The following is a 15,887-nucleotide window of genomic DNA, read 5'->3' as shown; positions in this document are numbered from 1 at the left end:
GTGATATTTCCTACCGTTCAAAACGGAACCAGCCAAAATCAAAATTGGAACCTGGTAAAAATATGAAAGTCACCTTTTGTTTCCCTGTTATTTTTTCTAATTCAAATATCCGCTCTTCATATTTATCAGACTTAGTAAATTCAATAATTTGTTCACTTTCGCTATTAGGACTGGTAAATCGGATAAGAATGGTGTTTTTCTCAATAGGCGATCTACCATAAACTACAATTTTAGTAGCTCCTTCATTTGTAAAATCCATATCTTCAAATACCAAGGAAACATTGTTGCCTATCCCTTCAACGCTGTCTCCTTTTATTGAGAACATATCTCCATAAATATGATCGCATTCTGAAGCTTTATTTAGCTCAAAGGGTCTGTATTTCTTTTTAAAATAAAACCCTTTGATGTGAACCTTCTGATGAAGAACAAAACAAATAGAAGTAACACCGCGTAATCTTTTTGGCAAACGGTAGGTTTCTTCCTGATATACATTCCACTTAACTGGTTTTTGATAGATTACTTCAGCAAGCAACGTACTTCCCTCTTCATCAGGCATACCTTCCCAAATTTGTATAGGATATTCCTCCCTGGTTAATGCAAAAATTGAAATAGTTATGGTATCAGAACCATAAGTACCAAAGTCAATATTGCGGAAACCCACTTGGGTTTCACCATCTCTACTTGTAGCTATTCCTTTTTCATTTCCGCTAGTCACCTCACCTTTACTGTAATCATAGAGCCCTGCATATATAAATTCATAAGGATCTTTGTATGCTTTGCCAAAACCAACAGCTTTAAATTCCAGCTCTGATATGAGTTTCGTCTTTTCAGTACCATTCTTACTCGTGCAACGAACCCGAAATTTTCCGTCACTTAAAGCTATTATCTTCGCTTCATGACCAAAAGCTTCTACTTTAGCGATATTAGACGGAAAACCTCCATCAGTCACTACACTCCACTCTACTTCACGATAAGTAGTATTTTCTGGGTATAATTTCGCTCGTACAAGAATCTCTCTCTTTAATTCATTAAGCTCTTGTCCTGAAGTACTAATAATTTCAATTTTACGGACAGGTATTTCATCATTGCTTCCCATAACACATGGCATATCTCTATTCTTCATAAGTGCAGAAATCCCCTCTAAATTTTCACCCTTTGCTGGAAGAGCCTCAAATTCGGCAGTCTGGCCTTCCAAACCTTTAGAAGTTACTTCCATATAAATCTTTCCTGGTTCTAATGTTGACCCTATAATTGCCATTAACTTGCCGTTGAATAATCGTCTGCTTAGTCCTTTATATTGGTCATAATCTGTACTGTCACCATTATCAAGACCAATCAAACGCCCTGCTCCCGTAACATTAACATGTATTCTGTTATTTGCATTCTCTACTATATTTCCATTTTCATCTTCCACGGTTATTTCTACAAAAATTAAATCCGTACCATTCGCAATAAGGCTTTCTTTATCTGCATGCAAACGAATCTTCCTAGCATCTTTAAAGGACTTTCTTACATCAGTTGCAATAATTTTCCCTGTTTCATCATAGGCTATTGCTTTTAATTCACCTTTTTCATAAGGTATCTTCCACCAGGCAACAAGTTGTGTTCCATGTTCATGGTCAAATTCATGGGTACCTATTGTAATACCATTTAATTGTAGCTCAATCTTAGGTGCATTGGAGCATACTCCAACATCAATCATTTGACCTTTATTAAAATCCCAATAAGAAGGGATAATATGAACCATTGGCTTTGTCTTGTAGTCTGTCCATGCTGCTTGATAAATGTAATACGAATCTTTCTTAAATGTAGCAGTATCAATTTGACCAAAATAGGAGTTCTTGGTATGATATGGTGTAGGTTCTCCTATATAATCAAATCCAGTCCATATAAATTGACCAAGAGAAAAAGGTGTATCTCTTTCTGCCAAAATACAGCTTTCTGCTGATTTAGCTCCCCAGCTCGTTGGACTATTCCCAAGAGCAGAACATTGTTCATCATCATCAGCAAGAATAGATTTTTCACGTGGGAAATGGTAAATTCCTCTACTCTGTACTACAGCACCCGTTTCACTACCGTAAATAACCCAATCGTGATGTTCCTCATGATGTCTCTTATAATATTTTTCTCCATAATTGTATCCAACTACCTTAACAATATCAGCACATTTTTGAGCATTTTCCCAAGGCATATAATTAGATGCTATAGTAACCTTCCCATTTTCTTTAGGGTCATACTTTCGTACAAGATCCACAAGCATCTTTGTTAATTCTTGTCCTCTCTCATTGGCATGAGTATCATAAATCTCATTTCCAATACTCCACATAAGCAAACTGGGGTGATTCCTATCCCGCATTACCCAACTTCTTACATCAATATGAGCCCAATTTTTAAAAAATCTTGAATAATCATAACGTGTTTTTGGTATTTCCCATACATCAAAAGCTTCTGATACTACAAAAAACCCCATCTCATCTGCTAAATCCATAAACTCTGGTGCAGGCATATTGTGAGCTGTTCGTATAGCGTTAACACCCATCTCTTTCAATATCTTAAATCTTCTTTTTAGGGCAGTTTTATTAAAGGCAGCCCCCAAGGCTCCTAAATCATGGTGTTCACAAACTCCCTTCAGTTTCATCTTTCTACCATTTACAAGTAAACCCTGCTGAGGATCAAGTATAATTTTACGAAAACCGATATTTTGAGCTATGTATTCTATTTTTTCTATGCTTTCCTTTGAATCTTTATCTGACTTAACCAAGTATAATTCAGTTATAAGCTTATAAAGATTAGGCTCTTCCGGACTCCACAACAAAGGATTTTTTACAAAAATAGTTTGAACATTATGTGTAACATAATTACTCGCTTTAACAACACTCTTTGAAGCAGCAAAAACTTGACCCTCATACGTAATAGTGTGAGTGAGTAGACTGTCTTCATAACTGACCAATTCTGTGTCTATTTCCACTAACCATCTATCATCTTCTTGTTTAGTTGTTACATAAATTCCATTTGTTACGATATGTTGATTCTCATCCCTAATTTTTAGCCATACGTTTCTATATATACCTGCACCCGTATACCATCTACTGTTGGGGTTTTGATACACTACCTTTACAAGAATTTCGTTTTCACCATCTACTAATGAATCTGTAATATTATATTCAAAAGAAGAATAACCATATTTCCATTCTCCTACAAACTGCTTATTTACATATATGGAAGAATCCATATAAACTCCATCAAAACATAAGAGAATCTGCTTTCCTTCTTCTTTAGCACATGTAAATTTCTTACGATACCAGCCTATACTGTTTTCATAAAGATTTAACGTATTATATATAAGCCAATCATGGGGTATATCAATTGGCTCAAATTTCAAAGTAGTACTATCTGCTTCTAAGCTGCTCTTAGCAAATTCCCAACCATCATTAAAAAGTATTTTCTTATTCATTTTTCTACAACCACCCCCTAAATCTTTTGCCGCCGCAGCCACACCTATACCTATATAAAAGTAACTCTTATACATGCTTTTTTAGAAGGAATTCCCTAAAGCTTCTTTACGTTTCTAAGTTAAACTATTAAAATGTTTTAAAAAGTAACTGTCTGTAAAATTTATTTTCCAAATCTCCAATTTCGACACCCGCTTCTATAGGAAAATAGTTTTTATAAAATTATTACAAGTTTACGCTTCCGTTTTTATTACATTGATTCAAAAAAAATCCTCACTTTTTTGATCGCCTTTTATTTGAAATTCACAGCTTTGGAGTAAAACTACTCCAAAGCTGTGAATAGATTTAATAATTGATCATTTGCGTTATTTTAACATATCTTTAGTGCTTTTATATACTTCATTTGTCAACTGCGTAAGTTTATCTGCACCTTTTGCTCTACATTGTTGCACGTAATTGTCCCAGTCTTTTTCCAGTGACGCTTGACCTAATATAAATTTCAATGTCATTTGTTCTACATAATCCATTAATGGCTGGCTTATCATATTAGCTTGTTCCCTTTGAACTTCATCAAACAATACTGGTGGAGCTGGCGGTAATAATTCTCTCGTTTTATCCAATTCTTCTGCAAATTTTCTGTCCTCATCACTCATGTAAGAATATGCCAACTCCTTTGGACCACCATACATCAAAATAAACACACCATTACCAAAGCCAAAATCCTTTCTTAAATCTTTGGTACCATTAGGATTAAGACCCAAGAAGCCGGCAGTCACATCAGGCATTAATTCAAATTTACCATCCACCTTTTTATAAGTTACTCCTTCTACACCCCATTTTGTCAAAGTTTGTCCTTCCTCGCTATACCACAGCCAATCTATAAATTTTAACATCTCATGGAAATTAGGATTTTTTAAAGCATTTTTTGAAATCATTATACCGTTTTCAAGTCTGCCTCCTGCAACAACTGCTCCTTTAGGTCCTGCTGGTGGTAAAATTTTTACAACTTTAAATGCATCCTCACCCATGGTTTCCTTCATCTTATTTCGTAAATTAACTAATTCTTGAGAATTAGTACTTATCACAAATGATTTACCAGTAACAAACTTTTGAATAGCTTGGTCGTCATTTTGAGTAAAGCTTTCAGGATCCATTAAACCTTCTTTAACCAGCTTATTAAAATAACTTAACATATTTTTGTAATCATCTGTAATAGGATAAAAACCAAATTCGTCTTTATCTCTATAATAGTACATCCCATTTCCAGCTCCCCATCCTGCTTGAACACCAAATGTAGGAGCTGCTACATTAAGTAAACTCTTACCTTGCCACCTATCAGAAAATGGAATTATATTAGGATAAATTTCCTTCAATTTTTTTAAAGCATCGTAAAGTTCATCCCAGCTATTTGGTACAGGAATATTATTCTTTTCAAAGATATCTAGTCTAATAGCTAAAGAATAGTCCTGGACAAATATCTCATGTAATCCAGGTAAAACATAAAATTTCCCATCTTTTTGCTTTAATGTATTTAGATCATCTTGTAGATTCCATTCCTTTATTTGCCTTGAAAAATTAGGCATTTCATCTATATAATCGCTAATTGGTAATATGGCACCTGATGGAATAAAAGGTACTTCTTGTCCAGGATAGGTCTTGGGTATAATTTCTGGTGCCTCCCCTGTGCTTATTAAAAGGCTCCTTTTTTGGTCATAGTCACTCATTGGTACTACAGTAAGCTTTAATGATACATTTGTCATGTCTTTTATAGCTTTCCATAAAAGCCAATCTTCTTTGTAAGGATAAGCTGGATGTTCGCTATAAAGCATTGTAAACTCTAAGGGTTTTTCAGAGTAAAAATGCTTATTTTCTGGATCAGAAGAGTTTGTATTCTGTGCAGCTTGTTGAGTTTCCTTCTGTTGAGTTTCAGATGAATTTTTAGAGCTACAGCCTGCAAATAAAGTAGTTAACAGAGAAAGCACAAGAATTGTAACTATTAAAATCTTAAACTTCCTGCTCATTTTCCTTCCCCCTTCTAATAGTTTATAAAATTTTAAAAGCTTAGTGCTTATTAACTTTCTAATAGACTAATTTATCCCCCCCTTCTAAAAATAACTGCAAGGCTAAATTATCCTTTTAGAGAGCCAATCATTACACCTTTTACAAAGTATTTTTGTAAGAATGGATAAACCATAATTATTGGTAGAGCAGTTAATATCATAGCAGCAGATTTTACAGTAGCTTCAATCTGTTCTAAGTCACCAATATTGGAACCACTGCTAACTGCTGTCTGCTGTGCGCCAGCAATTATGTTTCTTAAATACAAAGCTGCAGGGAATAATTCTCTTTTATCAAGATATATAAAAGGACCAAACCAATTATTCCACATACCAACTGCATAGAATAATGTCATAGCAGCCATCATAGGCATTGATAGTGGAAGCACAATATGAAGTAATATTCCATAAGTATTCATTCCATCAATTGCGGCAGCTTCTTCTAGTTCTACGGGTAGCCCCTCAAAAAATGTTTTCATGACTATTACATAATAGGTGTTTATTGCACCAGGTATTACAACTGCCCATATAGTATTTCTCATACCTAAAGCATTTACCAATAAATAGGTAGGAATTAACCCCCCACTAAAAAACATTGTAAATACTACTAAACCTAAAATTATTCCTCTTCCTTTTAAATGCTTTTTAGAAAGGGGATATGCCAAAAGAGTAGATAAAAACAATGATATAAAAGTTCCAACAAGAGTATATACGATTGTATTTTTGTAGCTTATCCAGAAAAGTTTTTCTGACAAAAGCACCTGATAAGTTTTCATAGTAAATCCCTTAGGCAAAAGTGTAATTTCTCCTGCATATACATATTTTTCACTACTAAAAGAAATGGCAGTTAAATACAAAAAGGGGTACAATGTAGCTATTATTACAATAATCATAATTATAATATTCATAATATTAAATATTTTTTCTCCTCTTGAAACTTTCAAAATTGCATCCTCCTCACCACAAACTTGTTTCAGTCAATCTTTTAGAAATATAATTTGCTGTACCTAATAATATCAGCCCTATTATTGACTCGAACATGCCAATTGCAGCTGCATAACTAAAGTTATTCATTTCCAGCCCCATTCTATATAGATATGTTGAAATAACGTCAGCCGTTTCATAAGTTAATGGATTATAAAGTAAAAGAATTTTTTCAAAAGCAGAATTCATTAGGTTACCTATATTTAATATTAAAAGAATCATTATAGTTGGCATAATTCCTGGGATAGTTATATATCTTATTTGTTGCCATTTATTCGCACCATCAATTATTGCTGCTTCATATAATTCAGGGTTTATATTTGATAATGCCGCAAGATAGATTATTGCTCCCCATCCCATTCCCTGCCAAATTCCTGAAACAATATAAATGGTTCTAAACCATGCAGCTTCTGCCAAAAAATTTATAGTCTTACCTGTAAAATGTTTAAGAATTATATTAACTACACCTGTAGAGGGTGAAAGTAATTCCATTATCATTCCCGCAACAATAACAACAGAAATGAAATGCGGTAAATAGGAAACAGTTTGAACAAAACGTTTAAATAATTGATTTCGAAGTTCATTAAGTAACAATGCAAATATTATTGGAAAAGGAAAGCTTATAACCAAATATTCCACATTTAATATTATTGTATTTTTTAATACCTTCCAGAAAGTTGGATCTGTTAAAAACATCTTGAAATATCTCAAGCCAACCCATTCACTTCCATATACCGGACCACCAGGATAATATTTTCTAAATGCAATAATATTACCATACATAGGAATATATCTAAAAATCAAATAATGTGCTAAAGGTAAAATTAGCAGACTATATAACTGCCAATCTTTTCTAATTGCCTTTAAAGTCTTCTTAAAATTACTTTTTTCATTCATAGATGGTAACTCTATGAACTCCTTGTTTGTAACCTCAACATTCATAATATATCTTCCTCTCCTTTTTTAATTTATCTTTGTAAGTTTCTGGATGTCTAGTAGAACATTATTCATTTTCTTAACGTTTTCTAAAATAGTTTATTGTCTCAACAAACTATATGTATATATATTCGACGTTTTCAAAAAAAATCCTTCTAATCTATTAAACTTTTTCATGGAATTTTTTAGTATCAAGTCGGAATCCGACATACGCTTATCCTCTCATTTTATTAATAGCCTCCCACAAACCGTTTAAATACGCTATTCCTAATGCTCTATCATACAAACCATATCCTGGTCTTGCTTTTTCGCCCCATATCATTCTGCCATGGTCTGGCCGCATATATCCATCAAATCCTATATCATAATAAGCTTTCATTATTTTAAACATATCAAAGGAACCGTCTGATGAAAGGTGTGATGTTTCATGAAAAGCCCTTTCTGATACAATCTTTATATTTCTTACATGAGCAAAATGTATTCTTCCTTTCTTACCAAAATATCTTATTAACTCAGGTATATTGTTTTCTGGATTAGCTCCTAATGAACCACTGCAAAGTGTTAACCCATTATATGGACTGTCAACAAGATTAATTATCTTTTCTAAATTTTCTTTATTTGTCACTATCCTTGGCAATCCAAATGCAGACCATGGTGGATCATCAGGATGAATAGCCATTTTTACATCGTATTTTTCACAAACAGGGATGACATTTTCAAGAAAATATTTTAGATTATCAAATAGTTTCTCTTCATCCATATCTTGGTATAATTCAAATAGTCTTTTTAATTCTTTTAGTCTATAAGGCTCCCACCCGGGAAGCGAATATCCTCTTGAGCCAGACTCCATTTCTTGTACCAATTTAATTGGATCTAAATCTTTAATTATTCTATCATCATATGCCATTACTTCTGAACCATCTGTCAATTTTTTTGATAAGTCTGTTCGTATCCAATCGAATACAGGCATAAAATTGTAACATAATACCTTTATACCAGCTAATCCTAAATTTTTTATTGTTTCTTTGTAATTTTCTATATATCTGTCTCTCGAGGGTAGGCCTAGCTTGATATCTTCATGAACATTAACACTCTCTATTACTTCGAGTTCTAGTCCAAAAGCTTCAACCTTTCTTTTTAAATCAAGTATTCTTTCTAAAGGCCACACTTCTCCTACAGGTATGTCAAATAATGCTCCAACTACACCAGTTACTCCTGGTATCTGTCGTATTTGCTCTAACGTGACGCTATCGTCATTTTCTCCAAACCATCTAAATACCATCTTCAAAGCTATCAGCTCCTTTTATAAATGCTGTAACTTGCTATCTTTCTATATGGACCATATTCCCTCTGAAAATTTCAACTTCCTCCATGGTAGGTAATCCTTCCATATCACCCTTTGTAGAAACTACAATAGCTCCAACATCATTAGCTAATCTCAGACATTCTTTTAATTCCCAACCACGCAGCAACCCCACTATAAATCCTGCATCAAATCCATCACCAGCTCCCACAGGGTCTACCTCTTTAACTTTAGAACTGGATTGATAAATAGTTTGTTCTTGTGTTACAAGCATTGCACCCTTATCACCTAATTTCAATGCTACAATTTTTGCACCCATATCTAAAAACTTTTTTGCTATACTTTCAGGTTCCGTTATCCCAAATAACATCTTACCTTCCTCTAACCCCGGCAATACAATATCTGCATATTGTGCAATATCTAAAAGTACTTTTTTATATTCATTATCTTTCCAAAGTTTCAATCTTATGTTGGGATCAAAAGATATTGTAATATTATGAGATTTTGCTATTTCTATTGCTTTGTATACCGTGGCACGACAGGTATCTGACAAAGCAGGTGTTATACCTGTTATATGCAATATTTTGGCTGAAGCTATATACCCTTCGTCCAAATCCTCTGGCACCATAAAACTAGCTGCAGAACCTTTCCTATAATAATACACATTTGTAATTATTGAGTTTCTTTTTTCCTTAAAGTATATTCCTGTAGGGTGGTCTTCATCAATTTTTACTCCTGATACATCTACGCCCTCACTCTTTAAATTTTTAATTATGAAATTGCCAAAAGGGTCTTTACCTACTCTACTTATCCATCCTACATCAAACCCAAGCCTTCTTACACCAATAGCAAAATTTGCCTCAGCACCTCCCAATCCTTTTTTGAATGAAGTGGCATATTCTAACGGAATATATTCTTCTGCAGTAAATACAACCATGGCTTCTCCTAATGTTACAACTGTTGGCATGTTTATTCTCTCCTTTTGCCATTTTATGAATTATTCACATTCTAGATATTTTCTTAGTGTTTTCCTTACTGCTCCAGGGCCAGCAATTAGTTCTTTAAAGTAGTTCTCTATTTTTTCTCCCAATCCTACTTCATAGAGATTTAATCCAAAAATGTGCTTATTTGAAAGAACAGGTCTTAAATTGTCTTTTACTGACTCTATATCTCCTAATTTTATATTTGAAACGTGGGATTTTAAATCTTCTAATAAGGGGTCTGGACTCAATGTCATTGGTCTTCCTTCATCATCTACACCCATTAAGTATCTACACCATCCTGCTATGACAAGTGGAATGTATTTTAAATCTGTAACGTTTAAGTCTTCTCTTTGCTCGTAAGATTTTATCGTCTCTCCAAATCTTATTGCCATTTTTTGTGATGTGTCTGTAGCAATTCTTTGCGGTGTATCCGGCATATATGGATTTGGAAATCTTATTTCTATTACTTCTCTCAAGAATTCTTTTGGGTCCAATACACCCGGATGAACTACAACTGGAAGCCCTTCGTCATACCCTATTTTTTCAACTAGTTTTTTTAAACAGGGGTCTTCCATTTCTTCGGCTATTGTGCTATAGTTTAACAAACAACCAAAAATCGCTAATGTTGTATGCAAAGGATTTAAACAGGTTGTCACTTTCATTCTCTCTACTTTTTCTACTGTTTCTTTATCTGTAAAAATTACTCCTGCCTCTTCTAATGGAGGCCTTCCATTAGGGAATTTGTCTTCTATTACTAAGTAATGTATTTTTTCTGCGTTAACAAAAGGTGCTATTACAGTATTTTTATTTGTCTTAATTATATCCATTTTTTCTAAGCCGAGGCCTTCTAATTTTTTCTTTACTTCTTCTGAAGGCCTTGGCACTATTTTGTCTATCATAGTTAAGGGGAAAGATACTTTTGATGGATTTGTAAGATAATCTAAAAATTTTTCTTCAATCATTCCTTTTTTTATCCATTCTTCTGTGATTGTTTTCACTGATCCGAAAAGTCTTTCTCCATTTCCTGAGAAGTTATCTAGACTTACAAGTGCAATAGGATATTTCCCTTTTAAATATCTTTCATAGACTAGTGAGGTAATTTTTGAAATGATGTTTCTAGGTTTTTCTGGCCCTTTTTGTATGTCTTCTTTTACTTCTTTGATGTATTCTCCTGAAAAGTCTTTTAGGTTGTAGGCTTTTTCAGTTATTGTAAAGCTTGCTATCTGTAAGGAGGGATTTGTAAATATGTTCTTGAGTTTTGTCCAATCTTGACTCCACGGATCTGCTAATATTTTGTCACTTATACTGCCTATTACCTCCGTTTCGAGAGTGCCATCAGCGTGCATAATCACCAATAGGCTTAAATTGTCATAAGGAATGTATACTTTTTCAATTATCTCATAATCGTAAGATTCTATAGCAATTATTCCTGTCTCCGTAAGACCTTTGTCCAAAAGATCTTGCTGTAACAATGCGATAAATCCTCTAAAAATGTTTCCTGCACCAAAGTGTAACCATGTGGGATTTTGTTTGGTTTTCTCTGCTATTTTTTCTACATCATAGTTTGGAAGCTTTATACCTGCATGGCGCCATCTGTCAATGTCCTTGATGCCATCTCTGGTTAAAAGCATTAAAATTTTCCTCCTCTATCATATAGATATTCTTTTACAATAGCATAGCGCTTATTAACAAAGAACGATATTATTTAAACAATTTTCCTTTAACTCATATTTTTGCATTTATCTAAGTTAAATATTTTATATCTTCATTTGTGCTTTCACTCTTTTTACTTCTTTGACATATTCCTCTGCCGTTTTTTCGATTAATTCATAATTTTCCTCTTCTTGACCCTTTGTTAAATTGCTTCCCACACCTACTGCAACTGCTCCGGCTTTTATCCAATCTTTTAAATTATTTAGGTTTACTCCTCCTGTTGGTATAAAGTCAGCTTGTGGAATAGGTCCTTTAAATGCTTTTATCGCTTGGAGCCCCATAATTTCACCAGGAAATAATTTCATTATATCTACTCCATATTCTAATGCCTTAATTATATCTTTTACTGACGATATACCAGGAATAACAGGTATTTTATATATGTTACACAGTTTTATAATTTCAATATCAAGATGCGGGCTTACAATAAAACGAGCACCTGAGAGTATGGAAAGTCTTGACGTTTCTCTATCAAGAACTGTTCCAGCTCCTATGATAATATCTTGGCTTTTATATTTCTCTGATAATTCTTTAATAATATCTATGGAACCCGGCACGGTCATTGTAATTTCCAATATTTTTATACCACCTTTTTTTAAAGCCTCTGCAACTTTTATAGCTTTCTCTTTCGTTTCAGACCTTATTACTGCTATAATACCTTCCTGCATAATTGTCTCTAACACTTCCCACTTATTCATACTCATATTGTTTCGCCATCCCTTTTAGAGAAATTATTATAATTTTATAGAAAACTAGATAATTCCCACATACTCTTTGGCATTATTAAATGAAATATCCTGAACTATCTTGCCCAGCAGTTCTATATCATTTGGAACTTCTCCATTTTCTACCCATTCACCAAGCAAATTGCAAAGAATTCGTCTAAAATATTCATGCCGTGTGTAGGATAAAAAGCTTCTTGAGTCTGTCACCATCCCAATAAACCGGCTTAATAAACCTGTGTTTGCAAGTGCTTTCATCTGCTCTATCATGCCATCCTTGTTGTCATTAAACCACCATGCAGTGCCAAATTGCATTTTCCCTGCTATTTTCCCGCCTTGAAAGTTTCCTATCATTGTTGCTATTACATAGTTTGCTGCAGGGTTTAATGTGTATAAAATAGTTTTTGGCAAAGAATCCTCTACTTCAAGAGCGTCTAAAAGTCTTGCTAAAGGATATGCAATTGCAAAATCGCTTATTGAGTCATACCCTGTGTCTGGTCCAAGTACTTTATACATTTTTGTATTGTTGTTCCTCATTGCTCCAATGTGTAATTGCATCACCCATTTTAATTCAGCATATTTTTTGCCTAAAAATATTAAGGTGTAAGTTTTGAAACTATCTATTTCTTCTTTTGTTAAATGCTGTCTTATTAATGCTTTTTTAAATATTTTCTCTACTTCTTGTTTTGATGATTTTTGATAAAATACGTAATCTAAAGCATGGTCTGAGATTCTGCATCCTACTGTGTGAAAAAATTCTATCCTCTTTTCAAGGGCTTGTAAAAAGTCCTCGTAATTATTTATTTCTTTTCCTGTGACTTCTTCTAATTTTTTTAGCCATGGAATAAAATCTTCTTTTTCAATTCCTAAACCTTTATCTGGACGAAATGCAGGTAAAACTTTTACATCAAATTCGTTTTGTTCTTTTAGCTTAATATGGTATTCTAATGAGTCCGTCGGGTCATCTGTTGTTATTATGATTTTGACATTTGATTTTTTTATTATGTTCCTTACGTTAAAGTCATCATGATTTATAACTTCATTCGCTCTTTCCCAAATGGATTTTGCTGTTTTTTCATTTAAAAGGTCATATATTCCAAAATATCTTTGTAATTCTAAATGAGTCCAATGGTAAACTGGATTCCCTATTGCCATGGGTATTGTTTTGGCATATGCCATAAATTTATCGTAATCATCAGCATTTCCTGTAATATATTTTTCATCTATTCCATTAGCTCTCATAAGTCTCCACTTGTAGTGGTCACCATATAGCCATATTTCAGTGATGTTTTTAAATCTTTTATTTTCATATATTTCTTTTGGACTTAAATGGCAATGAAAGTCATAAATTGGCATGTTTCTGGCATATTGGTGATACAGCGTTACTGCTATATCATTTGTGAGTAAAAAGTTTTCATCCATAAAGTTTTTCATCTTTTATCCCTTCTCTTTTTTATTATTCTATTTTTATTGCACTATTTTGAGCTTTTAAAGCAAGTTCAATTGTCCTAAAAATATGTGCCTGAGACATTGCATTTTCTGTCCTATTTAAACAATCCAATATTAACTCCCCAAAGAAAGGAAAACCTACTTTACCTTTTACATGAAAATATCGCTCTCCATCCTTATTAGCAATATAAACATGATCTCCTGTTCCTTCTCTAGCTACATCTATATACTTCCTCACCTCAACATACCCTTCTGTTCCCAAAATAAATAATCGTCCATCTCCCCACGTACCAAGACCATCAGGAGTAAACCAATCAACTCTGAAATATCCAGTAGCTCCATTATCACCAACTAATAAAACATCGCCAAAATCTTCAAAGTTAGAATATTGTTTATGATTATAATTCGCAACTCTCGCTATTTGAACTTCTGCATCCTTTGCGCCAGTATAATATAAAAATTGTTCTATTTGATGGCTTCCTATATCACACAAAATGCCACCATATTTTTCTTTGTCGTAAAACCAATCAGGTCTTCCCTTCCCCTCACGATGAGGTCCCATGCCAATTACTTGCAACACTCTCCCTATAGCACCTTGTTTTACTAGTTGTCCTGCAAATACAGCTCCTTCATTGTGCAAGCGTTCACCATAATACACTGCATATTTCCTTTTTGTTTCCTTAACTTTCTTTTTAGCTCGTTCAAGTTGCTCCATAGTAGTTAATGGAGGTTTATCAGCAAAATAATCTTTTCCTGCTTCCATTACTCTTAAACCCAGACTACATCTCTCAGAAGGTATTGCTGCACTTGCAACTAAATGTACTGAATCATCCTCTAATATTTCATCCTCACTACGTGCCTTTTTAACCTGAGGATATGCTCTGCAAAAAGCTTCGACTTTTACAGTGTCTAGATCATAAACCCATTTTAGTTGTGCTCCCGCTTCTATTAAACCTTTGGTCATTCCATAAATATGTCCATGATCCAAACCTATTGCAGCGAAAATAAAATCTCCTTCATTGCATACTTTCCTTGCCTGGCTTTCTGGCATATAATACATGCCACTTTCTTTGCTCATTAATAAAATCCTCCTCTTATATATGCAAAATACACCAATCCTTTACCTCATATAATTCTTCCGAATGTTATGTTTTCATCATCAAAATTTTCAATAAAAGTTTTCTTTTTATAAAAATAAGGAACATTAGCCCTTATACCTAACACAGTATAAAAAGGATCTCTTTCAGAAAGAGGAAGCTTTACGGGTTGTTCAGTGCTTGCAGACTCATAAATAGCAGTTATAAGCTCTAGTGCATTTCTCCCATCCTTTCCTGAAACCAATACATCCTGTTTCATTTCTATAGCATTCAAAACATCATTTATCTGAGCAGTATGGCCCTTATATTTAAGGTCAGGAAGTTTATTGTAAAAATCCTGCAATTCTTTTTCTAATTTTTCATCTCTTCCAGCTGGAAATCCATTACTCGACGGAATAGAAGCATAGACCTTCCATGGAGCAGAAATTCTTGCTTTTTTACCTTGAAGAACAATTTGCTGTTCTTCTCCATGATGAATAACTGAACTGGTAATTTGTCCAACAGCTCCATTTTTATATTTAAGTATTGCAATTGAAATATCCTCTACTTCTGCATTTTCATGCGCAACATTGTTCATTACTGCCTGAACTTCTTCTGGCATTCCCATTAGCCAAAGCAACATGTCAATATGATGGATAGCATGATTTAAGGTGCATCCACCACCTTCTCTTTCCCATGTTCCTCTCCACCATAAATCGTAATAAGAATAGCCTCTCCACCAAAGTGAATCTACTTGAGCATGCACAATATCTCCTGCTAAACCAGAATCAACAACATGTTTTAATTTCATAAATTGCGTTGTAAAGCGATTTTGTGCCACAACTGAAAGTAATTTATTATTCTTTTCTGACGCTTTGATCATCTTATCACATTCTTCAAGAGATGATGCCATTGGTTTTTCAACTAATACATGTTTTCCAGTATTTAATGCATTTACTGCTATTTCAGCATGTGTATAAGGTGGCGTACATATATCTATCAAATCTATATCATTTCTCTCTAATACTTTTTTATAATCGTCATATACGTCGGCATCTTCAAGATTAAATCTTTCTTTTTTATCTCTTGCTTTCTCGGGATATATATCTGCCAGAGCAACAATTTTGCACCTATCTGAAAATTGTAGATATCCTTGAATATGCTGAGGAGAAATATTACCAGTACCAATAATTGCTACTTTTATCATTCAAT

The 15,887-nt window shown here is 33.7% G+C and carries 11 protein-coding genes; all 11 read right to left on the bottom strand.

Going from position 1 to position 15,887, the window contains the following annotated elements:
- Positions 1-10 precede the first annotated feature (10 nt).
- Positions 11-3,454: a glycoside hydrolase family 2 TIM barrel-domain containing protein gene (locus TMATH_RS01250; RefSeq protein ID WP_041591687.1), complete on the bottom strand. Its 3,444-nt coding sequence runs from the start codon at positions 3,452-3,454 to the stop codon at positions 11-13.
- 363 nt (positions 3,455-3,817) lie between these two features.
- On the bottom strand, positions 3,818-5,473 hold the full coding sequence (locus TMATH_RS01245) for an ABC transporter substrate-binding protein (RefSeq protein WP_013149669.1): 1,656 nt from the start codon (positions 5,471-5,473) through the stop codon (positions 3,818-3,820).
- A gap of 107 nt (positions 5,474-5,580) precedes the next feature.
- A complete protein-coding gene (locus TMATH_RS01240; protein ID WP_013149668.1) occupies positions 5,581-6,453 on the bottom strand; it encodes a carbohydrate ABC transporter permease in 873 nt (290 codons plus the stop codon).
- A 13-nt stretch (positions 6,454-6,466) separates the two neighbouring features.
- Positions 6,467-7,435, bottom strand: coding sequence for an ABC transporter permease (locus tag TMATH_RS01235; protein WP_013149667.1), 969 nt, complete (start codon positions 7,433-7,435; stop codon positions 6,467-6,469).
- A gap of 208 nt (positions 7,436-7,643) precedes the next feature.
- Positions 7,644-8,711 carry a mannonate dehydratase gene (gene uxuA / locus TMATH_RS01230; protein WP_332249268.1) on the bottom strand — a complete coding sequence of 356 codons (1,068 nt, stop codon included), beginning with the start codon at positions 8,709-8,711 and terminating at the stop codon, positions 7,644-7,646.
- 40 nt (positions 8,712-8,751) lie between these two features.
- Positions 8,752-9,699 (bottom strand): sugar kinase, encoded by a 948-nt coding sequence (locus TMATH_RS01225; protein WP_013149665.1) that lies wholly within the window; start codon positions 9,697-9,699, stop codon positions 8,752-8,754.
- Positions 9,700-9,729: 30 nt separating this feature from the next.
- Positions 9,730-11,346, bottom strand: a complete 1,617-nt coding sequence (locus TMATH_RS01220; RefSeq protein WP_013149664.1) for a mannitol dehydrogenase family protein — start codon at positions 11,344-11,346, stop codon at positions 9,730-9,732.
- A 126-nt stretch (positions 11,347-11,472) separates the two neighbouring features.
- Entirely contained in the window at positions 11,473-12,132 is a 660-nt protein-coding gene (locus TMATH_RS01215) for a bifunctional 2-keto-4-hydroxyglutarate aldolase/2-keto-3-deoxy-6-phosphogluconate aldolase (RefSeq protein WP_013149663.1), read from the bottom strand.
- A gap of 48 nt (positions 12,133-12,180) precedes the next feature.
- Positions 12,181-13,584 (bottom strand): glucuronate isomerase, encoded by a 1,404-nt coding sequence (gene uxaC / locus TMATH_RS01210; protein WP_013149662.1) that lies wholly within the window; start codon positions 13,582-13,584, stop codon positions 12,181-12,183.
- Positions 13,585-13,606: 22 nt separating this feature from the next.
- The gene (locus TMATH_RS01205) at positions 13,607-14,677 is read right to left on the bottom strand and encodes a Gfo/Idh/MocA family protein (RefSeq protein WP_013149661.1); all 1,071 of its coding nucleotides are present in this window, start codon (positions 14,675-14,677) and stop codon (positions 13,607-13,609) included.
- 47 nt (positions 14,678-14,724) lie between these two features.
- Positions 14,725-15,882, bottom strand: a complete 1,158-nt coding sequence (locus TMATH_RS01200) for a Gfo/Idh/MocA family protein (protein WP_013149660.1) — start codon at positions 15,880-15,882, stop codon at positions 14,725-14,727.
- Positions 15,883-15,887 lie beyond the last annotated feature (5 nt).

This window comes from Thermoanaerobacter mathranii subsp. mathranii str. A3 (genome assembly GCF_000092965.1).
Taxonomy (GTDB): domain Bacteria; phylum Bacillota; class Thermoanaerobacteria; order Thermoanaerobacterales; family Thermoanaerobacteraceae; genus Thermoanaerobacter; species Thermoanaerobacter thermocopriae.
This window is presented reverse-complemented; position numbering and strand designations above follow the sequence as displayed.